Source organism: Actinosynnema sp. NPDC049800, from assembly GCF_040656635.1.
In the GTDB taxonomy this organism is placed as follows: Bacteria; Actinomycetota; Actinomycetes; order Mycobacteriales; family Pseudonocardiaceae; genus Actinosynnema.
Genome location: NZ_JBFAMT010000019.1, coordinates 90,401 through 110,811 on the forward strand (window position 1 = coordinate 90,401; position 20,411 = coordinate 110,811).

18 protein-coding genes are annotated in these 20,411 nt (G+C 74.2%); 14 read left to right on the top strand and 4 right to left on the bottom strand.

Translation table 11 applies throughout. The features are described 5' to 3' along the window. The first annotated feature begins 34 nt into the window (after positions 1 to 34). Genes AB0I91_RS22795 through AB0I91_RS22815 form a run of 5 tightly spaced genes read left to right on the top strand, consistent with a single transcriptional unit; the run spans position 35 to position 6,048 of the window. Complete coding sequence (locus AB0I91_RS22795; protein WP_499638620.1) at positions 35 to 1,054, top strand: polyprenyl synthetase family protein; 1,020 nt, start codon at positions 35 to 37, stop codon at positions 1,052 to 1,054. A 29-nt stretch (positions 1,055 to 1,083) separates the two neighbouring features. Next, positions 1,084 to 2,103, top strand: coding sequence for a UbiA family prenyltransferase (locus AB0I91_RS22800; protein ID WP_499638622.1), 1,020 nt, complete (start codon positions 1,084 to 1,086; stop codon positions 2,101 to 2,103). Then, positions 2,100 to 3,758: a prenyltransferase/squalene oxidase repeat-containing protein gene (locus AB0I91_RS22805; RefSeq protein WP_498780302.1), complete on the top strand. Its 1,659-nt coding sequence runs from the start codon at positions 2,100 to 2,102 to the stop codon at positions 3,756 to 3,758. Before AB0I91_RS22800 ends, AB0I91_RS22805 begins: the two co-directional genes overlap by 4 nt. Further along, positions 3,755 to 5,047 (top strand): FAD-dependent oxidoreductase, encoded by a 1,293-nt coding sequence (locus AB0I91_RS22810; RefSeq protein ID WP_499638624.1) that lies wholly within the window; start codon positions 3,755 to 3,757, stop codon positions 5,045 to 5,047. The genes AB0I91_RS22805 and AB0I91_RS22810 overlap by 4 nt, the downstream gene beginning before the upstream one ends. Then, entirely contained in the window at positions 5,044 to 6,048 is a 1,005-nt protein-coding gene (locus tag AB0I91_RS22815) for a histidinol-phosphate transaminase (RefSeq protein ID WP_499611403.1), read from the top strand. The genes AB0I91_RS22810 and AB0I91_RS22815 overlap by 4 nt, the downstream gene beginning before the upstream one ends. 33 nt (positions 6,049 to 6,081) lie before the next feature. On the opposite strand, the gene AB0I91_RS22820 is transcribed toward AB0I91_RS22815, so the two are convergent. From AB0I91_RS22820 to AB0I91_RS22835, 4 genes are read right to left on the bottom strand one after another with little or no spacing between them, the layout of a single operon-like run. Then, on the bottom strand, positions 6,082 to 7,200 hold the full coding sequence (locus tag AB0I91_RS22820; RefSeq protein ID WP_498780298.1) for a DegT/DnrJ/EryC1/StrS family aminotransferase: 1,119 nt from the start codon (positions 7,198 to 7,200) through the stop codon (positions 6,082 to 6,084). 33 nt (positions 7,201 to 7,233) lie between these two features. Beyond that, on the bottom strand, positions 7,234 to 8,046 hold the full coding sequence (locus AB0I91_RS22825; protein WP_499638626.1) for a hypothetical protein: 813 nt from the start codon (positions 8,044 to 8,046) through the stop codon (positions 7,234 to 7,236). 5 nt (positions 8,047 to 8,051) lie between these two features. Next, complete coding sequence (locus AB0I91_RS22830) at positions 8,052 to 8,333, bottom strand: phosphopantetheine-binding protein (RefSeq protein ID WP_499638628.1); 282 nt, start codon at positions 8,331 to 8,333, stop codon at positions 8,052 to 8,054. A gap of 24 nt (positions 8,334 to 8,357) precedes the next feature. Beyond that, positions 8,358 to 9,287, bottom strand: a complete 930-nt coding sequence (locus AB0I91_RS22835) for a 3-oxoacyl-[acyl-carrier-protein] synthase III C-terminal domain-containing protein (RefSeq protein ID WP_499638630.1) — start codon at positions 9,285 to 9,287, stop codon at positions 8,358 to 8,360. Positions 9,288 to 9,343: 56 nt separating this feature from the next. On the opposite strand from AB0I91_RS22835, the gene AB0I91_RS22840 reads away from it, so the two are divergent. The 9 genes from AB0I91_RS22840 (at position 9,344) to AB0I91_RS22880 (ending at position 20,367) form a co-directional block, all read left to right on the top strand. After that, the gene (locus tag AB0I91_RS22840) at positions 9,344 to 10,486 is read left to right on the top strand and encodes a glycosyltransferase (RefSeq protein WP_499638632.1); all 1,143 of its coding nucleotides are present in this window, start codon (positions 9,344 to 9,346) and stop codon (positions 10,484 to 10,486) included. Between the two features lie 26 nt (positions 10,487 to 10,512). Next, a complete protein-coding gene (locus AB0I91_RS22845) occupies positions 10,513 to 11,418 on the top strand; it encodes a thioesterase domain-containing protein (RefSeq protein ID WP_499638634.1) in 906 nt (301 codons plus the stop codon). 35 nt (positions 11,419 to 11,453) lie between these two features. Further along, positions 11,454 to 12,509 carry an ATP-binding cassette domain-containing protein gene (locus AB0I91_RS22850; protein WP_499611387.1) on the top strand — a complete coding sequence of 352 codons (1,056 nt, stop codon included), beginning with the start codon at positions 11,454 to 11,456 and terminating at the stop codon, positions 12,507 to 12,509. Positions 12,510 to 12,521: 12 nt separating this feature from the next. Further along, positions 12,522 to 13,286, top strand: coding sequence for an ABC transporter permease (locus tag AB0I91_RS22855; RefSeq protein WP_498780286.1), 765 nt, complete (start codon positions 12,522 to 12,524; stop codon positions 13,284 to 13,286). Further along, positions 13,283 to 14,929 carry a class I adenylate-forming enzyme family protein gene (locus AB0I91_RS22860; protein ID WP_499638636.1) on the top strand — a complete coding sequence of 549 codons (1,647 nt, stop codon included), beginning with the start codon at positions 13,283 to 13,285 and terminating at the stop codon, positions 14,927 to 14,929. The genes AB0I91_RS22855 and AB0I91_RS22860 overlap by 4 nt, the downstream gene beginning before the upstream one ends. A 3-nt stretch (positions 14,930 to 14,932) precedes the next feature. Next, positions 14,933 to 15,349 (top strand): condensation domain-containing protein, encoded by a 417-nt coding sequence (locus AB0I91_RS22865; protein WP_499638638.1) that lies wholly within the window; start codon positions 14,933 to 14,935, stop codon positions 15,347 to 15,349. 12 nt (positions 15,350 to 15,361) lie between these two features. Beyond that, complete coding sequence (locus tag AB0I91_RS22870) at positions 15,362 to 17,548, top strand: condensation domain-containing protein (RefSeq protein WP_499638640.1); 2,187 nt, start codon at positions 15,362 to 15,364, stop codon at positions 17,546 to 17,548. Beyond that, positions 17,545 to 18,873 (top strand): aminotransferase-like domain-containing protein, encoded by a 1,329-nt coding sequence (locus AB0I91_RS22875; protein WP_499638642.1) that lies wholly within the window; start codon positions 17,545 to 17,547, stop codon positions 18,871 to 18,873. The genes AB0I91_RS22870 and AB0I91_RS22875 overlap by 4 nt, the downstream gene beginning before the upstream one ends. 84 nt (positions 18,874 to 18,957) lie before the next feature. Beyond that, positions 18,958 to 20,367 carry a class I adenylate-forming enzyme family protein gene (locus tag AB0I91_RS22880; RefSeq protein WP_499638644.1) on the top strand — a complete coding sequence of 470 codons (1,410 nt, stop codon included), beginning with the start codon at positions 18,958 to 18,960 and terminating at the stop codon, positions 20,365 to 20,367. Positions 20,368 to 20,411 lie beyond the last annotated feature (44 nt).

The following is a 20,411-nucleotide window of genomic DNA, read 5'->3' on the forward strand; positions in this document are numbered from 1 at the left end:
GTCAAACCTGTCGCCTGTCGAAGGGCGGACGCGCATGACCGTTTCCGACTCACCGCAGTATCGGACTTTCCTCGACGGTCTGGCCCGCAGCGAGTCGGGACGGCTCCTCCAGGAGGAGTTGCGCCGCCGTTGGCCGGAGACGACCGACGAGCTGGCTTCCATGGCGCGGTTCGCCCTGGTGCCGGCGGGGAAGCTGCTGCGCCCGCTGATGGCGCTGCACACCGCGCAGGCCGTCGGCGGCGACCCGCTCCGCGTCACCGCGGCCGTGCTCGCGCTGGAGTACGTCCACACCGCGACCCTCGTGCACGACGACATCATCGACGGCGACGACGTGCGCCGCGGTCGGCCGTCGGTGCACGCCGCCTACGGAGTCCCGAACGCGATCGTCACCGGCGACGGCCTGATCTTCAGCGCCTTCGAGTCCCTTGTGGACGAACCGTGGTCGGCCTCGCCCGCGCGCGTCGTGGCGGCGGTCGGCGAGCTGGCCGAGGTCGGCCGTCACCTGTGCCGCGGCCAGGTGCTGGAGTCGCGCCTCGTCGGCGACCTGGAGGAGGGCGCGCGCTGGTACGAGGAGATGGTGCGCCTCAAGACCGGCGCGCTGTTCCGGGCCGCCTGCTACATCGGGGCGACGCTGGGCGGCGCCGGCGCGGACACCGGCACGATGCTGGCCTCCTACGGCGAGCACGTCGGCATCGCCTTCCAGATCCGCGACGACCTGCTGACCTTCGTCGCCACGCCCGAGGAGACCGGCAAGCCCGCCGACAGCGACCTGCTCAACGGACGGCCGACGCTGCCGGTGCTGCTGGCCTACGAGGCGGCCGACGAGGCCGATCGGCGCGAGCTGCGGGACGTCCTGGGCCGCCGCGCCGCCCGGGAGGGCGACGTGCGGTGGGTCCGGGACCTGGTGACGGCCTCCGGCGCGGTGCAGAGCGCGCACCGGCGGATGGTGTCGCACGTGGAGTTGGCGCTGGCCGGGCTGGCGGGGTTGTCACCGTCGCCGCACGCGACCGCGCTGGCCGACATCGCGCGCTGGACCACGAGCGGGGCGCGGTGAGCGCACCGCCGGACGGCCGGGGGTAGGACGTGGGCTTCGGCGCGGCGGTTCGGGCGCACGTGGAGACGTGGCGCCCTTACACGCTCTGGTACGTCGGGCTGGTCGGGCTCGGTGGCGCGGTGCTGGCCGGCGCGGCCGGGCACCCGTGGCGGCTGCTCGCGGCGTGGGCCGCGCCCACCGCGGGCTGGCTGGGCGGGCACTACCTGGGCGACTACTTCGACCGGCACCTGGACGCCATCGGCAAACCGCACCGACCGATCCCGTCGGGACGGTTGAGCCCGCGCGTCGCCCGGGCGTGCGGTGTGCTGTGCATGCTGGTGGTGGCGGCGATCGCCGTGCTGGGCGGGTGGCCGACGCTGCTGGCCGCCGTGCTCGGCGTGTTCGGGATCGTCGCCTACAGCCGCTGGGCCAAGGCGCGCGGCATCGCGGGCAACCTGGTGCGCGGCGCGCTCGGCGCGATCGCCCTGGTGTACGGGGTGTGCGTGGCCGGGACGTGGCCGTCGTCGGGGATCGCCGCGGTGGTGGCGCTGGCGGCGGTGTTCTGGCTGCACGACACGGCGTCCAACCTGGTCGGCGCGCTGCGCGACGTGGACGGCGACCGCGCGGGCGGCTACGGCACGCTGCCGGTGCGCCGCGGCACGCCCTTCGCGGTGTGGACGGTCCTCGCGCTGTACCTGGCGGTGATCGGCGCGGCGGTGGCGGGCGGGCTGCTGTCCGCGGTCGGCGACCGCACGGCGTACCTGGTGACGCTGGCCGTCGTGGCGGCGCTGGGCGTGCTCGCGCTGGCACCCCTGGTCCGGCGGCGCGCGGACGTGCCGGTGGTCGTCGCGCTGCGGAGCCACGAAGTGCTGGTGGTCGAACGGCTCGTGCTCGCCTCGGCGACCGTCGGCCTCGGCCTGGGCGTCGGCTGGCAACTGGGGCTGGCCCTGCCGCTGGCCGCGCTGACATGGTGGACGCAGTCGGCGATGCGGAGCAGGCACGAGCTGGGCACGTCCCGGCCGCCCGGGGCCCGCTCGCGCCGCCTGATCCCGTTGGAGGACAAGACATGACAGCCGTGTCGCTGGTCGACGTCGCGAAGGCCGTGGAGCGCGGCGCGGAGGCGCTGCTGGCCCGGCAGCGCCCGGACGGCGCGTTCACCGACGACCCGCCCGCCTCCGTGCTGGGCACCGCGGGCACGATCACGGCGCTGCACGCCGCCGACCCGGTCGCCCACGCCGACCTGGTCGCGGGCGGCGCGGCGTGGCTGCGCGACCGGCAGCGCGACGACGGCGGCTGGGGCGGGGTGGACGGCGCGCCCAGCGAGGCCGTGCCCACCGCCATCGCCACCGCCGCCCTGCGCGTCGTCTCGCCGGAGGTCAGCGCGACGGCCGTGACTGCCGGGCGTGCCGCGTTGGCCGCGCTGGGCGGGGTGGACGCGGTGACCGACCGCGCGGTGGCGCTGATGTGCCGGCAGTTCCTGACCCTGGCCGGGCTGACCGCCGAGGCGGGTGCGCTGCGGCGGCTGCCGCTGGAGATCGTGCTGGCCGACAAGCTGCGGCGGCGGCTGATCTCGTTCCGCACGACGCCGTTCGTCGGCCTGGCGCTGGCCCAGGACGGCCTGCTGCCCACGGGGCCGGTCCGCCGGTTCACCCTGCGCCTGGCCCGTCCGGCGGCTCTGCGACTGGTCCGCGCGGTGTACGAGCACGAGGGGCGCACCGGGGCTCTCAGCGAGGACCCGTGGCCGGCCGCCCTGGTGCTGCTCGGCCTGGCGCGCTCCGGCGAGGCGCCCGACATCGCCGACGCCATCGCGGGCTGGCTGCGCGCCGCGGTCCGGCCCGAGGGCGCGTGGGACGCGGTGGCCAACCTCGACCTGACCCGCACCGGCTACGCCACCACCGGCCTGGTCGCCGCCGGGTACGCCGCGGACCCCCGACTGCGCGCGGCCCGCGACTTCCTGCACGCCGCCCGCACCACCGAGCCGTTCACGATCCTGGACGTCCCGGCGGGCGGCTGGAGCTTCTCCACCCGGCGCGGCTGGCCGGTGACGCTGGAGTCGGCCGAGATCCTCAGCGCGCTGGCCGGGCTGCCCGGCGCCGCCGAGGACGCCCACCTGCGCGGTGGGCTGGAGTGGCTGACCGGGCGGCAGGACACGCGCGGCTCGTGGAGCCTGTGGGTGCGCGACACCAAGCTCGCCAACGACGGGCCGTGCCCCGCGATCACCAGCCAGGCGATCCAGGCCCTGCTGGACGCGGGCCGCCCCGCCGACGACCCGGCCGTGGCCTCCGCCGTCGCGTGGCTGCTCACCGCGCAGAACCCGGACGGCACGTTCGAGAACCTGTGGTACCGCGACCACACGTCCGGGACCGCCGTCGTGGTCGCCGCGCTGGCGCGGGCCGGGCACGACGGGCACGAGGTCGTGCGCAAGGCGGTGGACTGGTTGTTACGCACCCAGCTGCCGGACGGCTCGTGGGGCCCGGGCGACGGGACCGAGGGCTCGGTCGAAGAGACGTCCTGGGCGGTCCAGGCGCTGCTGGCGGCGGGAGCCGGCGCGGACGCGGTGGACCGGGGCGCGGCCTGGCTGGTGGCCGCCGCCGGACCGGACGGCGGGTGGGAGCCCACGCGGGTGTGCAACTACATCCGCCACCACGTGCGCTACGCCAACGGCGTGGTCACGCAGGCCGTGGCGCTCAAGGCGCTGGGCGAGTACCGGGCCGCCGTCCGATGACGCTCCCGGGGACCGTCGACGTGGTGGTGTCCGGCGCGGGCGCGGCCGGGCTGGCCGCCGCGCGGGCGCTGGGCGGGACCGGCCTGCGGGTGCTGGTGCTGGACCGCAGGCAGACCCCCGCGCCGACCGCCAAGGGCGAGATCCTCCAGCCCGGCGCGGTGCGCGTGCTCGACGACTGGGGCGCGCTGGACGACCTCAGGGCCGCCGACGCGCGCCCGGTGGACCGGCTGGCCATCCGCGACGGCGACGGCACCGCGCTGCTCGCCGTCGAGTACGGCACCCTGCCCGGTCCGCACCGGCAGGTGCTGTGCGCGGCTTACGAGGACCTGTGCGCGGCAATCACCCGCTCGTTGCCCGAGACCGTGGAGATCGTCCGCGGCGTGCGCGTGGACGGGGTGCTGCGCGAGGGCGGACGGGTCGCGGGCGTGGCGGTCGACGGCGGCGAGGTCCGCGCGCGGTTGGTCGTGGCGGCGGACGGCATGTCCTCGGCGCTGCGCAAGGACGCCGGGATCAGCGTCGACCGGGACGAGTACCCGCACCGGCTGCTGGCCTTCGACGTGGCCGACGCGGACGTGCCCGGCGAGGTGACGGCCTACCGCACCGCCCGCGGCCTGCGGCTGGTCTACCCGTTGCCCGGTCGCCGCTGCCGGCTCTACGTCCAGGTCGCGCCCGACGAGTTCCGCGCCACCGGGTTGGCCGAGCTGGGCCGCTGGGTCGGCGGCGTGCTCGCCGAGGTGCCCGCGCTCGCGCCGCTCGCGCCCGCGCTGGAGGCGAGCCTGCACCGCCGGCAGCTGTTCGGGGTGTCCCGGCTGCGGGCGGGCCGGCTGGCCGTGCCCGGCCTGGCGCTGGTCGGCGAGGCCGCGCACGCCGTGCACCCGATGGCGGCGCAGGGCGTGAACAGCTCGCTGGCCGATGCCGAAGGGCTGGCCGAGGCGTTGGGAGAGGTGCTGGCCGCGCGGTCGGTGATGGGCGAGGAGCCGGCGGTGGACGAGGCACTGGCGGCGTACGAGGCGGCCCGGCGGCCGAGCCTGGACCACATTGCGACGGTCAGCCACAACGCCGCCCGCATGATCACCGCCCTGTCCGGCGCACCCCGGCTGCTGGGCGCGCGGATGATGCGCCGCACCGCGGCCAACCCCCGGCTGCTGCGGCGCACCGCGGGCAACATGTCCGGCACGGACGTCCGGCCGCTGACGTTCGTCGACCGGCTCTACCAGCTGGGCGTGCTCGCCGACCGGCGTGCCCACGACCTGCCCGCGGCCGACCCGAGGGGAAGCGAGGTCCGATGACCGCCGTCGACGCCGACCGGCTGCACGACCTGTCCATGAACGAGACGCCCCACCCGCCGCTGCCCGCGCTGCGGCAGGTGGTCGCCGAGGGCGCGGCGCTGCTCAACCGCTACCCCGACCGGTTGGCCGGGGCGCTCACCGCCGGGCTGGCCCGGCACCTGGGCGTCGCCCCGGAGGCGGTGCTCGTCGGACCTGGCTCGGCGGGGCTGTTGCAGCACCTGGTGCAGTCGTTCGGGCCGAGGCCGGAGGTCGTGCACGCGGCGCTGTCGTTCGAGGGCTACCCCCTGATCGTCGCCAACGCGGGCGCCGAGGGCGTGCCCGTGCCGATGGACGGCTACCGGCACGACCTGCGCGCGATGGCCGACGCCGTCACCGGCGCCACCCGGTGCGTGCTGATCTGCAACCCCAACAACCCCACCGGTTCCGCGCTGGGCCGCGCCGAGCTGGAGGAGTTCCTCGGCCGCGTGCCCGCCGACGTGCCGGTCGTGATCGACGAGGCCTACCGGCACTTCGTCACCGACCCGGACTTCCCGGACGCGCTGGACCTGTACCGCGACCACCCGAACGTGTGCGTGCTGCGCACCTTCTCCAAGGCCTACGGCCTGGCCGCGCTGCGCGTCGGCTACGCGGTGCTGCCCGCGGACCGGGTGATGGCCGCGCGGATGACCGGCATGGTGTTCTTCGCCAACTCCCTGGGCCAGGCCGCCGCGCTGCGCGCGCTCGACCCGGACGTCACCGAGGAGCTGTCGCGGCGGTGCGCCGACGTGGCCGCGCAGCGCGCCCGGCTGGTCGCCGGGCTGCGCGACGCCGGGTACACCGCGCCCGACAGCGAGGCCAACTTCGTGTGGCTGCCGCTGGGGGAGGACAGCGCCGCGTTCACCGCCGACGCCCGGGCCGCGGGCATCCTGGTGGCGTGCCTGGACGGTCGGGGTGTGCGGGTCACGGTCGGCACGGCCGAGGCCAACGACCGGTTCCTGGCCTTCGCCCGCTCCCGGAGGTGAGCGCCGCGCCGGGCCCCGGCGCGGCGCGCGTCCCTACCAGCCCGCCTTGATGGTGGACGCGATGTGCCCGCGCTCGTCCTCGGTCAGCCACCAGCCGACCGGGATGGACACCATCCGCGCGCCCACGCTGTCCAGGCCGGGCAGCAGCGCGGCGTACTCGCGCACCGTCGTGTAGACGTCGTTGCGCTCGTGCACCTGGCTGGCCATGATGCCCGCCTCCTCCATGCGGCGCATGAACCCGTCGCGGTCGTCGACCTTGATCGTGTAGATCCAGAACGACGACTCGCGGTCGGGCGCGCGTTCGGTCAGCTCCAGGCCCGGCACGTCGGCGAGCTCCGCGTCGAAGTACGCGGCGTTGCGCCGGTGCTTGGCCACGATCTCGTCCACGTGGTCGAGGTTGGCCAGGCCGATGCTGGCGTTGATGTCGTTCATGTGGAACTTGAAGCCGAACTCGGGGATGTCGTTGAGGAACGAGAACCGGGCGTTGGTCTCGCGGTCGATGCCGTACCACCGCAGCAGCCGCGCCCGGCGGGCCAGTTCCTTGTCCGGCAGCACGACCAGGCCGCCGTCACCGGCGGTGAGGTGCTTGATGGCCTGGAAGCTGAACACCGAGATGTTGCCGTGGTTGCCCAGGTGCTTGCCGTCGAACGTGGCGCCCCAGGCGTGCGCGCAGTCCTCGATCACCATGGGGCGCACGCCGTGCACCTTCTCCGCCTGGTCCAGCACCTCGGCCAACCGCCGCAGGTCCACCGGGTAGCCGGCCCAGTGCACCACGATGATCGCCTTGGTCCGCGGGGTGATCTTGCGGGCCAGGTCGTCCAGGTCCATGTTGAGGTTGGCGGGGTCGACGTCCACCCAGCGCGGGCGCAGGCCGTTGGCCAGCACCGGCCAGTTGGTGGCGCTGCACGTCATCGGCGTGGTCAGCACTTCGCCACCGTCGCCTCTCACGCCGCCGGTGACCAGGTGCAGGGCTAAGTGCAGGCCCGAGGTGGCGCTGTTGACGGTGGCGAGCTTCGGGTTGCCGATCCGGGTGGCCAGGGCGGCCTCGAACTCGTCCACCTTGGCGCCCTGCCCGATGAAGCCGCTGGTCAGGACCTTCTCGACGAGGGCCGGCGCGGTGCCGGACATCGCGACCTTGAACAGGGGGATCATGCGTGCTCCTTCGTCGTGCGGCCGGTTTCCGCCTCAGCGCACCTCGATCCCGACCAGGCAGAGGTAGCGCAGTTCGCGGTCGTACTCGCCGACCACCACCAACCCGCCCGGCTCGGCGAGCGCGTCGGCCAGCCGCCACCACACCCCGGTGAGCGGCTGACCGGCGGGCGCGCGGTCGGGACCTTCGGGCCACACCGCGGACAACGCCTCGCCCAGCACGAGGCGCACCCGGTCGTGACCGGCGGACAGGTCGGCGATCGTCCGGGCCGCCAGGTCCGGCACGGCCTCCGGGGCCACGTCCGGGAACTGGTGGAGGTCCGTGACGCGGTGGCCCGCGTCGTCACCGCAGAGCAGGGCGACGCCGCGGTGCTCGCGCGGCGGCGTCGCCGTGGAGTCGTAGGGCAGCCCGCCCTGCTCGACGGCCACCACCAGCGCCCGCCGCCGCGCGCGGTCGCGGACCAGGCGCAGCGCGGTGAACGGCGCGGCGCTGCCCTGGTCGCAGACCGCGAAGGACAGCGGCGTGCCGGGGCAGACGTGGCTGAGGTAGGTGGCCGTGGCGCGGCCCGGCCACAGGTCGTGGATGGAGAACGCCAGCACCGGCAGGTCCACCGGCCCGTCCGCGACGGCGGCCACCAGCGCGGCGGCCATCTCGCCGTAGGACTGGCCGGACAGCTCCGGCGCCCGCACCGATCCCGACAACTCCGGTGTCCGCGCGGATCCGGTCAGCCCCGGCGCTTGCGCCGATCCGGCCAGGTCCGCGAAGTACTCCGCCACGACGGCCCGGTGCGCGTCGTCGGCCAGGAAGACCGCCGGGCCGGGGAAGACCCGGCGCTCGGCGCGCAGCACGCGCACTACCAGGGCCTGCAGTGCGAGGCGATGAACTTGGCCGGCTGGCCCACCGTCCGCAGCTCGTCGGTGCGCATCTTCTCCACGTCGATCTGCACGCCGAGCCGCTCCTCGACCTCCAGCAGCAGCTCCAGGCCCAGCGACGAGCTCAGGCCGAGCTCGTCGGCCATGTCCATGTCCTCGGTGACCGGCCCGTCCCGTTCGGACAGCCGCGCGATCACCTCGGTCATCGCCTCGACCACGCGGGGCCGCAACTCGGTGTCGACCTGGGCGTCGGGTGCGGTCATGGCGGCCTCCTGGGTGGAACGGACTCAGTGCTGGAACACCGTCGCGGTGAACGTCGCCCCGGCGCCCGCGCCGACCGCGGCCACCAGGTAGCGGTCGCCCTCGCGAAGCAGCCCGCGTTCGCGCGCCGTGCTGTAGTTGGCGAACGCGTCGGAGCAGAACAGGTGGCCGTTGACCGGCACGTTGGACAGCAGCACGCGCTCCACCGGGAAGTCCATCAGCAGGCAGAGCCGTTGCCAGGTCACGACGTTGTCGTTGTGGGGCAGCACCAGGGCGATGTCGTCCAGCTCCAGTCCGGCCCCTGCCACCGCCTCGCGGATCACCTCGGCCAGCAACGGCCGGTACTCGCGCTGGAAGCGCTCGGCGCTCTCGCCGAACTCGGTGTCGAACTCGCCGCGCTGGGCGCAGGCGAACGACAGCACCCGGTCGCGCGGGCCGTGCGCGCTGACCAGGCTGGCCGACGCGCCCTCGCCGAAGATCGACGTGCCGGGCAGCAGGCGCGCGTCGCGGGTGAACGCCTTCTCGCCGGTGAGGACGAGCGCGAGCGCGTCGGGGTCCGGGTCGGCCGCCAGCAGCCGCCCCGCCGACTCGAGGGCGAGCAGCCCGCTGGCGCAGCTCTGGTGGGTGACGGTGAACGCCAGCGCGTGGCCCAGCCCGGCCTCCCGGCACACCTCGTGCAGCGGGTTGCGCGGGTACGGGACCACGACGGGCATGGCCCGCCCGTAGACCACGTACCGCACCAGGTGCTCGCGCCCGCGCAGCGAGCCGATGCCGTCGATCGCCGCGCGCAGCAGGTCGGCCAGCGACCGCTCCGGGTCGAGGCTGATCTCGCCCAGCCCGTGGAACCGCCGGAAGAGCCGGACCTGGATGTCGGTCAACCCCAGCGGTTCGGCGAGGTTCTCGATGGGAACGCGGAGAGTCGGCGTGTACACCGACACCGCGTCGAGCGCGGTCACAGTCGCAGATCACACCACGCGCCCTGTCGGACGTCAATGTGTGCCATCATCGTCCGGTGTCGCGGTTCCTGCTCGTAGAGCTGCCGCTGCAAGGCCACCTGTTCCCGATGCTCGCCATCGGCCAGGAACTCCTCCACAGTGGACACGAGGTGGTGTGGTGCGGTCCGGAGGACACGCTGCGCCCACTGGTCGGTCCGGACGCGACGGTGCACCCCACCGGGGTACGCGCCTACCGCCGTTACGCCGAGACCGGCATGGCCGGCGTCCGGGCGCTGTGGGACGGCTACCTGCTGCCGTTCACCCGGTTCGTCCTCGACGCGGTGGACGACGCGGTGGTCCGCCACCGGCCCGACGTCGTGGTCGCCGAGCAGTACGCGCTGGCCGGGGGCCTGGTGGCGCACCGGCGGGGCGTGCGGTGGGCCAGCCTGTGCACCGGCCTGCTGGAACTCGCGCCGCCGCCCGAGCTGGCCGGGTTCGACGACTTCGTGGCCGACCGGGTCGCGCGGGCCCTGGAGCTGGCCGGACTGCCCGCCGACGAGCCGCTGGACCCGAGGTTCTCGCCGGACCTGGTGATCGCCCTGTCCAGTCCCGGCCTCACCCCGCCCGCCGCGCTGCCGCCCCGGACGGTGCTGGTCGGCGCGGCGCTGGGACCGCGGCCCAACGCCCCCGGGTTCCCCTGGCACGACTGGGACGACGACCGCCGGCACGTGCTGGTCACGGTCGGCACCATCGTCGGCCACATGATCGGCGACTTCTACGAGCGCGCCGGCGCGGTGCTCGCGCCGCTGGCCGACGACGTGCAGGCGGTGTTCGTCACCTCCTGGGTGGACGCGAAGTCGTTCCCCGACAACGCCATCGCCGCCGAACTGGTGCCGATGCTGGACCTGATGCCCCGTTTGGACGCGGTGGTCTGCCACGCGGGAGGTGCGGTCAACGAGGCGTTGAGCTACGGGGTCCCGATGGTCCTCGCCCCGGTCCGGGCCGAGCAGGTGGCGCTGTCGCACCGGGTCGCGGCGGCGGGCGCGGGCATCGAGGTGCCGATCCTGGACGTGACGGTGCCCGAGCTGGACGCGGCCGTGCGCGCCGTCCTGGACGATCCGGCCTATCGGGACGGCGCCCGCCGGATCGGCGACGAGTTCGCCGCCGCGGGGGGCGCGCCCGCCGCCGCGCACCTCGTCGCGCTGGCGTCTGGCGGCTGACCGCCTCCAGCCGCGAGGATGGGCCCGTGGACGGGCTGAGAGCGAACGCGTTGCCCACCACCGACGAGTTCGCGTGGGCTCGGCAGCGGCGGGCCGACATCAGGGCCGCGGGCGGCATCCTGGACCTGGTGCTGCCGCTGCGCGACGGCGGTGACGGCGCGCCGCTGTTCTGCCTGCCGCCGCTGGTCGGCGCGAGCTGGTGCTACCTGGCCCTGCTGCCGCACCTGGACGCGGCCCACCCGGTGTACGGGCTCCAGTCGCGCGGCTCGCGGAGACCCGAACCGCTGCCGGTGGACCTGGCCGAGGTCGCCCGCGACTGGGCGGACCTGATCCGCGCCACCAGCCCCGGCCCTCACCACCTGTTCGGCTGGTCCCTGGGCGCGAACACCGCGCACGCCGTGGCCGAGGAGTTGCAGCGGCGGGGCGACGAGGTGGCGCTGCTGGTCGTCGGCGACGCCACGCCCGACCTGCCGCACGGCCTGGGCGTCGGTGACGACAACCTGTGGTTGCTCTGCGACTTCGTGCTGCGCGAGTTCGGCTACCAGCCGGTGGTCGAGCCGGACGACCCCGACCCGGTGGGCCGGCTGGTCGAGGCGGTGCGCGGACGCCCGAGGCTGGGCCTGTCGGAGTGGCCCGACCGGCGGTTGCGGGCGCTGCCCCGCGTCATCCGCCACTCCATCGCGGTGGCGCAGCGGCACGAGGCCGGCCTGGTGCGCTTCCCGGTCCTGTTCCTGTCGGCCACCCGGTCGCGGCGCAGCACCGAAGCGAAGGTCGCGGCGTGGGACGGCCACCTGGACGGTCCGGTGGAGGTGGTCGAAGTGGACTGCGAGCACGAGCACATGCTGCTGCCGCGCCCGGTGGCGGCGATCGGCGCGGCCGTCGGCGCGCGGATGACTCCCCGCGGCGGTGCGCCGACGCGTCCGAAAGCGTGATTGTCGTTGCACCGCAACTAACCTAGCCTCAGCGGATGACCTCCCGCCCAACGCTGTCGGCGCGCGACCCCGTCGCGCCGGACCGAGCCGACGCCGGCGAGCGGCGGGACCTGGTCATCGAGGCGAGCGGGTTGCGCAAGACCTATCGCAAGCGCGGGCGCAAGGCCAAGGCCGTGGAAGCGGTGCGGGACGTGCACTTCGCGGTGCGCGAGGGCGAGATCTTCGGGTTCCTCGGGCCCAACGGCGCGGGCAAGTCGACCACGCTGCGGATGCTGGCCACCCTGGTCCGCCCGGACGGCGGCAGCGCCCGCATCGGCGGCGTGGACCTGCTGCGCTCGCCCGCGCGCGTCCGCGACGTGATCGGGTTCGTGGCCCAGTCCAGCGGCACCTACGACGACGCCTCGGCGCGGCAGGAGCTCGTCGCCCAGGCCCGGATGCACGGCCGGGGCAAGGCCGAGGCCGAGCAGCTGGCCGCCGCCGCGATCACGACGTTCGACCTGGAGGAGTTCGCCGACCGCCGCGTCCGCACCTACTCGGGCGGGCAGCGCCGGCGGCTGGACTTCGCGCTGGGGGTGATCCACCGGCCGTCGGTGATGTTCCTGGACGAGCCCACCGCGGGCCTGGACCCGCCCAGCCGGGCGCGCATGTGGCGCGAGGTGCGGCGGTTGCGCGACAACGGCATGACGGTCTTCCTCACCACGCACTACCTGGACGAGGCGGACTCGTTGTGCGACCGCATCTCCATCATCGACCGCGGCCTGATCGTCGCCGAGGGCACGCCCTCGGACCTCAAGCGGGAGATCTCCGGTGACGTCGTCACGGTCGACCTGGCGGCGCCCGACGAGGCGGGCCAGCCCGACGCCGGGAAGCTGCGCCGCGCCGCCGACGTGCTGACCCCGCAGGACTACGTGCGCGGCGTGGAGGCGGTCGACACGACCCTGCGCCTGTACGTGGACGGCGCGGCCACCGCGATCCCGCTGATCATGGCCGCGCTGCTGCGCGCCGGGGTCGAACCGGGCGCCATCGAGTCCCGCAGGCCCAGCCTGGACGACGTGTTCCTGGCCAAGACCGGCCGCACCCTGGACGACTGAAGGGCGGCCGGCGTGAAAGTGCTCCGCGACACCTGGCTGATCTTCACCTTCGAGACCAGGATCATGGCGCGCAACCCCACCGTGGTCGCGCTGACCCTGGCCCAGCCGATCACGTTCCTGGTGCTGTTCGCGCCCTTCCTCAAGGTCGCGATGGCGGGCCGGGGCGTGGAGAGCTACGGCGACGCCTACGCCGTCTACGTGCCCGGCCTGTTCGTCGCGATGGGCCTGCTCGGCGGCCTGTACGCGGGCTACGGCCTGCTCAGCGCGTTGCGCGCGGGCATCATCGACCGCTGCCGGGTCACCCCGGTCAGCCGCACCGGCCTGCTGCTGGGCCGGGCGCTGATGCACGTGGCGCTGCTGGAGTTCCAGGCGACGGTGATCACCGTCGCGGCGCTGCCGTTCGGGCTGCGGGTGAACCTGCTGGACCTCGTGGTGTCCTACGCCCTGCTGTCGCTGGTGATCCTGCTCAGCATCTCCATCTCCTACGCCATCGCCCTGCTGGTGCGCAACGAGAACAGCCTGGGCGTGCTGATCAACACCGTCGGCCAGCCCGTGTCGCTGCTCGCCGGCGTGCTCATCCCGCTGACCCTGGCGCCGCTGTGGGTGCAGAACGTGGCGCTGTGGAACCCGTTCGCGTGGGCCACCGACGCCCTGCGCGCCCTGTTCACCGGCCACTTCACCGCGCCCGCGGTCTGGCAGGGCGGTGTCGTCATGCTCGCCGCCTGCGGCCTGGCCGTCGGCTGGTCCATCCGCCTGTTCAACCGGGAGGTCTCGTGAGCACTGCCCAGCTGCGGACGGCTCTCGCACGGGACCTGCGCGTGGGCGCGGGCAACGTGCCGCTGATGCTCGTCGAGCACGGCGCGGACCTCGACGCGCCGCGCGTGAGCTTCGACGTGGACGTGGACGGCATCCCGGCGTGGACGCCGCTGTCGCTGCGCCAGTTGACCGAACGGGTCGCCGCGCGCGCCGAGTGGTTCGCCCGCAGGGGGATCGGGCGGCGCGACCCGGTGGCGCTGTTCGTCACCGCGGCGTCGGACGTGTTCCTCAACTTCTTCGCCCTCAACCGGCTGGGCGCGATCCCGGCGCTGATGAACCCGAACATGCCGATCGACGTGGCGGCGGAGTTCATCCGCAAGCTGCGCGGCGTCGGCGTCGTCGTGGACGACGACCACGCCCGGTTGCGCGAGCACGACCTGGGCGTGCCGATCCTCGGCGACGCGGCGGAGATCGGCACGGGCGACCCGACGCGTGCGCCCGAGCACTACCGCCACCACGGCGACGACCCGGTGGCCATCACGCACTCCTCGGGCACCACCCGCATGCCCACGGCGGTCGTCCACTCGCACCACGGCCTGTTCGCCGCCGTGCGCGCGGTGCGGCTCACCGAAGCCCGGCCGCACGGGCGGGTGCGCGAGCTGACCGCGCTGCCCGCCGCCCACGCCGCCGGGATCATCGTGCTCAACCAGGCGCTGTGCAACGGCTACGAGATCCTGTGCCTGTCCAACCAGGGCGGCCCGTTCGAGCGCAGCGGCGAGGTGGTCCTCGACGCCATCGAGCGCTGGAGGCCCACGGGCGTGCACGGCCTCGCCGTGACGTGGTCGGAACTGGCCCGCTTCGACCTGTCCACCCGCGACCTGTCCTCGGTGCGCAACTGGTCGAGCACCGGCGACTGCGCGCACGAGGCGCACGTGCGGCGGCTGGTCGCGGTGGGCAGCCACCCGACGTGGACGCGCGAGGGCGTCGTCGACGTGCCCGGCTCGAAGTTCATCGACACGCTGGGCTCCACCGAGATGGGGCACAGCGCGTTCGCCATCGCGCACCGCCTCGGCAGCGACCGCTACGACCGCTGCGTGGGAAAGCCGTACCCGTTCGCCGAAGTGGCGCTGCTGGACGTGACGACGGCGGAGGAGGTGCCGGTCGGGCAGGTCGGTCAGTGCGGCCTCAAGTCGCCCACCCTGGCGCTGGGCTACTGGAACGACTCCGCGGCCACCTACCGGACCCGCCTCAACGGCTACTACCTCACCGGTGACCTCATGTACCGCGACGAGGACGGCTACTACTACCACGTCGACCGGGTGAACGACGCGGTCGACCTGGGCGACGGGAACTGGATCTACACCGCGCTCACCGAGGAGCGCATCCTGGCCCGCAGCCCCGACGTCCGCGACTGCACGGTGCTGGCGGCCCGGCAGCCGGACGGCACGGTGGTGACCGACGTGCTGCTGATCCTGCGCGACGACGTCGACCCGGAAGCGGACCACGAGGACGTCGTGCGCGGCGCGCTGGGTGAGGCGGCGGCCCGCACGCTGCGGCGCGTCGAGACCGTCCCCGACGACGGCGTCACCTTCGGCCCGACCGGCAAGGTGCGCAAGTTCCTGATGCGGCAGCGACTCCTGGCGGACGCGACCGGCGGGAGGTGACGCGTGCGGTACCCGCTCTCGTTCGCGCAGCTCCGTGCTCGGTCGCTCGACGGCCCCGCGGCGGTGGTGCGGCGCGCCCGCCGGCTCGACGCCCCGGTGGACCCCGATGCCCTGCGCCGGGCCGTGGACGCCGCGGTCGTCCGGCACGCCGCGCTGCGCACCTCGGTCGTCACGGTCGACGGCGAGCCGGAGCAGGTCGTGGCGGACACCGCCGAACTGCCCGTCGCGCACGAGGAGTCGGCCGAGCCGTTCGACCTCGCCACGCCGCCGCTGGTGCGCGTCGCGCTGGTCGGGACGCCGGAACGGCCGTCGCTCGTCGTGTCCGCGCACCGGGTCGTCGCCGACGGTCCGGCCCTGGACCTCCTGCTGGACGAGTTGACCACCGCGGGCGGGGTGCCGCCCGAACTCTGGATGGACTAAGGCGACTACGCCGTGTGGCAGCGCGAACGCCTGGCGGGGGAGGAGTTGGAGCGGCAACTGGCGCCGTGGCGCGAACCGCTGCGCGACGCACCCGCCGGTCTGTCCCTGCCCGCCGATCCGCCGTCCACTCCGTCCTGGGGTGAAGTCACGGCCGAGGCCCCCGGCGACCCGTCCGCCGCGCTCGCCGCGTACGCGGTCGTGCTGTCCCGCTACGCCAGGCAGCGCGACCTGGTGATCGCCCTGCCCGTCAACGGGCGCGTCCGGGCGGAGCTGGAGCCGATCGTGGGGCCGTTCGCCGACATCGTGCCGCTGCGCGTGTCCGTCACCGGCGCGTTCGCCGAACTGCGCGCGCGGGTGCGTGACTCCGCCGCGGTCGCGCTTTCGCACGATGAGCTGCCGTTCGACAAGCTCGCCGCCGAACTCGATGTGGCCCGTCCCGTGGTCGGCTTCTCCACGACAGGCCAGGAGTGCGCCGACTTCCAGGTGAACGCGGGGGAGGACGGCGTCCTCGGGCTGACCTACCGCGCGGACGTGTACGGATCGCCGTTCGCCCAACGGTTCCTGCGCTCGGTCGTGGCGGTGCTGGAACACGCCGAACAGCACCCGCGCACGCCGGTCGTGGACCTTCCGTTGCCGCCAGGACCGGAGGCCGTCGCCCCGACGGTGCCGGACCTCGACGTGGTGCGCGCCCTGCGTGAGTCGGAAGCCTCGGTGACCGACAGCTCCGGCACCGTGCCCATGTCCGAGTTGTGTCGGCGCGCCGCCGTCCTGGCCCGGGTGATCGCCGAGCGGGGCGCGGACCGGCGCGTCGGTGTGTGCGTCCGGCGCGGTGCGGGACTGCTCGTGGCCGTGCTGGGCACGTGGTGGGCGGGCCGGACGGCCGTGCTGCTGGATCCGGACTTCCCGTTGCCCGGTCTGGAGAAGCGCGTCCGGGACGCCGGGTTGGAACTGGTCGTGGGCGACGAGGAGCACGTCTCGATCGGCGGCGCGACCGTGATCACGTCGGCGGAGGGCGAACCGATCGACCCCGCGGCGCCGGATCCGGCCGCCTACGTCGTCGATGGTCGTGACGTCACGCATCGGGCGGTCGCCGACGTGCTCGCGGTGCTCCGCCGTGATCTCCCGTTGGGCGCGGGAGATCGGTTCGCCGCGATCGGCACCGCGGTCGACGTCGCCCTGATGGAACTGCTGCTGCCCCTGGTGTGCGGCGCGGACGTGGTGGTCACCGATGGCAAGGACCTGGACGGGATCACCGCCATGCACGCGTCCGCGCACACCTGGCGGCACCTGCCGACCGTGCCGGAGAGCGTGCGACTGCGGCTGTGCACCGGCCTCACACCGGATCTCGCCGAAGCGCTCGACACCCCGGGGGCCGAGCTGTGGCACGTCCACGGCGATGCGGAGTCGGCGCTCTGGCCGGTGGCGGGGCGCTGGCCCGCGACGAACCGCTCCCGTGCCGTGATCCTGGACGAGCGCGGCGTGCCCGTGCCGATCGGCGCCATCGGCGAGGTGCACGTCGGCGATCACGCGACCGGCGACCTGGCGCGGTGGCGGGAGGACGGGCGCCTCGACCTCGTCGGGCGCACCGACGACAGGGTGGAGGTCCGCGGCAGGTGGGTGGACCGCGGTGAGGTCGCCGCGGAACTGCGAACCCACCCGGCCGTGCGGGACGCCGTCGTGACCGGTGCGCCGAAGGACGGCGAGACGGCGTTGGTCGCGTACGTGGTGTCCGACGAGAGCGGCGAAGCCCTGCGGCGGCACCTGCGCGCCACGCTGCCGGCGTGGATGGTCCCCGAGCTGTTCGTGGCGCTGGACGAGCTGTCCGACACCCTGCCCGAGCCCGACTGGGGACAGCCCCGGGACGACGTCGAGCGGACGATGGCGCGGATCTGGGCCGACCTGCTGCGCACCACCGACCGGATCGCCGTGCACGACAACCTGTTCGGGCGCGGCGCGGGGTCGTTGACGGTCATGCGGTTCGCCGCGAAGGTCGCCGAGGCCTACGGCGTGAACCTGCCGTTGCACCGGATCTTCGCCACGCCGACCATCGCCGCGCTCGCGGCCATCGTCACCGCGGAGCGGCAACCCGAACCCGACGACGGGCTGGCCGGGCTGTCCGACACCGAGCTGGACGACCTGCTGCGGTCGGTGCTCGCCGCGCGCGACCGCCGCCGCGCCGCGCGCGGGGAGGCGACGTGAGCACCGCGGAGACCGCCGACCTGGCCACCGCGGCGCTGTTCGGCGGTCTGGAGGACCCGGCGGCGAACTCCATGAATTTCCTCAACGAGATCGCCGGGCGATATCCCGAAGCCATTTCCCTGGCCGCCGGGCGGCCCACCGAGGAGTTCTTCGACCTGGCGGACGTGCCGCGATATCTGCGATTGTTCGGCGACCACCTGGAACGCGAACGAGGGCTGACACCGGCCCAGGTGCGGCGCACCGTATTGCAGTACGGGCGTACCAAAGGGATCATCCACGAACTGGTCGCCGAGAACCTCCGGCGTGACGAGGGAACCGTTGTCGACCCCAAGTCGGTCGTCGTCACGGCGGGGTGCCAGGAGGCGATGTTCCTCGTCGCCCGCGCATTCCGCGCCGACGCCCGGGACGTGCTGCTCGCGGTGTCGCCGACCTACGTCGGGCTGACCGGCGCGGCGCGGCTGGCCGACCTGCCGGTGCGGCCCGTGGCGACCTCGGCGCGCGGGGTCGACCTCGACGACCTGGTGGCCGTGATCCGCCGGGAACGCGCCGCCGGACGCCGTCCGCGCGCCTGCTACGTGATGCCGGACTTCGCCAACCCGTCCGGCCTGAGCATGGACCTGGAGACGCGGCGGGCGCTGCTGGAGGTGGCGCGCGAGGAGGACGTCCTGCTGGTCGAGGACAACCCGTACGGGCTGTTCCACGGCGGTGCGCGGGTGCCCACGCTCAAGGCGCTGGACGAGCACCGCAGGGTGATCTACCTGGGGTCGTTCGCCAAGACGGTGCTGCCCGGGGCGCGCGTCGGGTACGTGGTGGCCGACCAGCGGGTGGCCTCGGCGGCCGGCGGGGTGGGGCTGCTCGCCGACGAGCTGTCGAAGATCAAGAGCATGGTCACGGTGAACACCTCGCCCATCGCGCAGGCCGTGATCGGGGGCGCGCTGGTCGAGCACGGCGGGAGCCTGGCCGACGCCACCGCCCGTCAGCGCGAGTGGTACGCGGGCAACCTGCGCCGCGTCCTGGACGGTCTCGCGGCGCGGTTCCCCGAAGGCGGCGACGTCACCTGGACCGCGCCCGCGGGAGGATTCTTCGTGGTCGTGGACGTTCCCTTTCCGGTTGACGACGCGCTGCTGGAACGGTCCGCCCGCGACTACGGGGTGTTGTGGACGCCTATGGGTCATTTCTACGACGGGGCACCGCCCGTACCCGCGCTGCGGCTTTCGATCAGCGCGGTTTCCGCGGGGTTGATCGACACCGGGCTGGACCGGCTGGCGGCATTGATCGACGACCGCCGCGACCGATTGGCCGATGGTGCCTCGGGTGAGCGGTGACGTAGGCTTCACCACGTTCATTTCCCTGCCTCGTACCAGTTCGGCATTCGTTCACCGCAGGCGCGCGATCGGGCGGGGGTGTTCGTGACACGTCATCTCGCGGAGGCCGGTTCCGCTCCGGTGGTGGGCCCCGAGTGGGTGGACGAGGTCCTGCTGCGCGGCCCGGACGCCCAGGTGTGCCTGCAGGTCGACGGCCCGGTGGACCGCGCCGCGCTGCGCCGCGTGGTCGCCGAGCGCCGCGCCCGGCTCGAAGCGGCGGGGCTGCGCGCGGGCGGTTCGCTCGTGCTGCGCCTGCCGCCGTCCCTGGCGTACGTGGCGAACCTGTTGGCGGGCTGGCGGATCGGCGCGCAGGTCGCGCTGCTGGACCACCGGCTCACCCCGTTCGAGGTCGACGCCGCGCTGCGACGGCTGGCGCCGCAGGTCGTGGTCGCGCCCGGCGCGGTGCGCAGCAAGCCGTTGCGCGCCTTCGCCGACGTCGAGGAGACCGTCACCCCGCACCCCGGCCGCCCCGCCGCGACACCGCACGCGGTGATCCAGCTCAGCTCCGGCTCGACCGGACCGTCCAAGGTGATCGGACGCACGGCGGCGGACCTGATCGCCGAGGTCGAGCGCTACACGCGCATCGACGGTGTGCCCCTGCCCGGCGAGCGGATCGTCGTGCTGGCCTCGGTGGTGCACGTGCTGGGCCTGGTCGGCGCGCTGCTCTACGGGCTGCACGCGGGCGTCCAGATCAGGCCGCCGGAACGGCTCACCGGGGACAGCGTCCTGGACGCCGTGGCGGCCGAGAGCAGTCCGGCGACGGTGCTCGGCGTCCCGTTCCACATCGGACTGCTCGCCTCGGTCGCCGAACCGCCGCGCCTGCCCCAGCTCAAGCGGATGACCACCGGCGGCGAACTCGTGCCCGCCGCGACGGCCACCGCGTTCCTGGACAAGTACGGCGTGCCGCTGGGCAACATGTGGGGCATGACCGAGGTCGGCGTCATCGCCACCGACCTGTTCGGCGCGCACCGCCCCGCGCTGACCCCGGCCCCCGGCCTCGCCGTCGTCGAGCGCGCGGGCGAACTGCTGGTGAGCAGGCCGCAATCGCCCTACGTCGGCCTGTCCGACCCGACCCGCTGGTCCGACGGGTGGCTGCACACCCGGGACGCGGGCGTCGTCGACCCGGGCACCGGCCTGGTCACGATCAAGGGGCGGCTGGACTCGCAGGTCTCGGTGGGCGGGCTCAAGGTCGACCTGACGGAGGTCGAGGAGGCGCTGACCGCGCTGCCGGGCGTCGAGGCCGCCGTCGTGCTGCACGACGACGTGATCACCGGCTACCTGCAGCTCGCGCCGGGCGCGTCGGTCGACGCCGTCCACGCCGGTCTCGCCGAGCGGCTGGCCGCCTACAAGCGACCGCGGCAGCTGCACGTGCTGACGGCGATGCCGCGCACCACCACGGGAAAGCTCGTGCGCGACCGGTCGGTGCTCCGCCAGGCCCCGCGAGAAGGAAGGTGATCCGATGAGGACGGAGACCACCCCGCCGCGGCTCGGGGAGCCCG

Coding starts and splice junctions, on each gene's coding strand:
- AB0I91_RS22795 (WP_499638620.1), top strand. CDS start 35: ATGACCGTTTCCGACTCACCGCAGTATCGGACTTTCCTCGACGGTCTG.
- AB0I91_RS22805 (WP_498780302.1), top strand. CDS start 2,100: ATGACAGCCGTGTCGCTGGTCGACGTCGCGAAGGCCGTGGAGCGCGGC.
- AB0I91_RS22810 (WP_499638624.1), top strand. CDS start 3,755: ATGACGCTCCCGGGGACCGTCGACGTGGTGGTGTCCGGCGCGGGCGCG.
- AB0I91_RS22815 (WP_499611403.1), top strand. CDS start 5,044: ATGACCGCCGTCGACGCCGACCGGCTGCACGACCTGTCCATGAACGAG.
- AB0I91_RS22820 (WP_498780298.1), bottom strand. CDS start 7,200: ATGATCCCCCTGTTCAAGGTCGCGATGTCCGGCACCGCGCCGGCCCTC.
- AB0I91_RS22830 (WP_499638628.1), bottom strand. CDS start 8,333: ATGACCGCACCCGACGCCCAGGTCGACACCGAGTTGCGGCCCCGCGTG.
- AB0I91_RS22850 (WP_499611387.1), top strand. CDS start 11,454: ATGACCTCCCGCCCAACGCTGTCGGCGCGCGACCCCGTCGCGCCGGAC.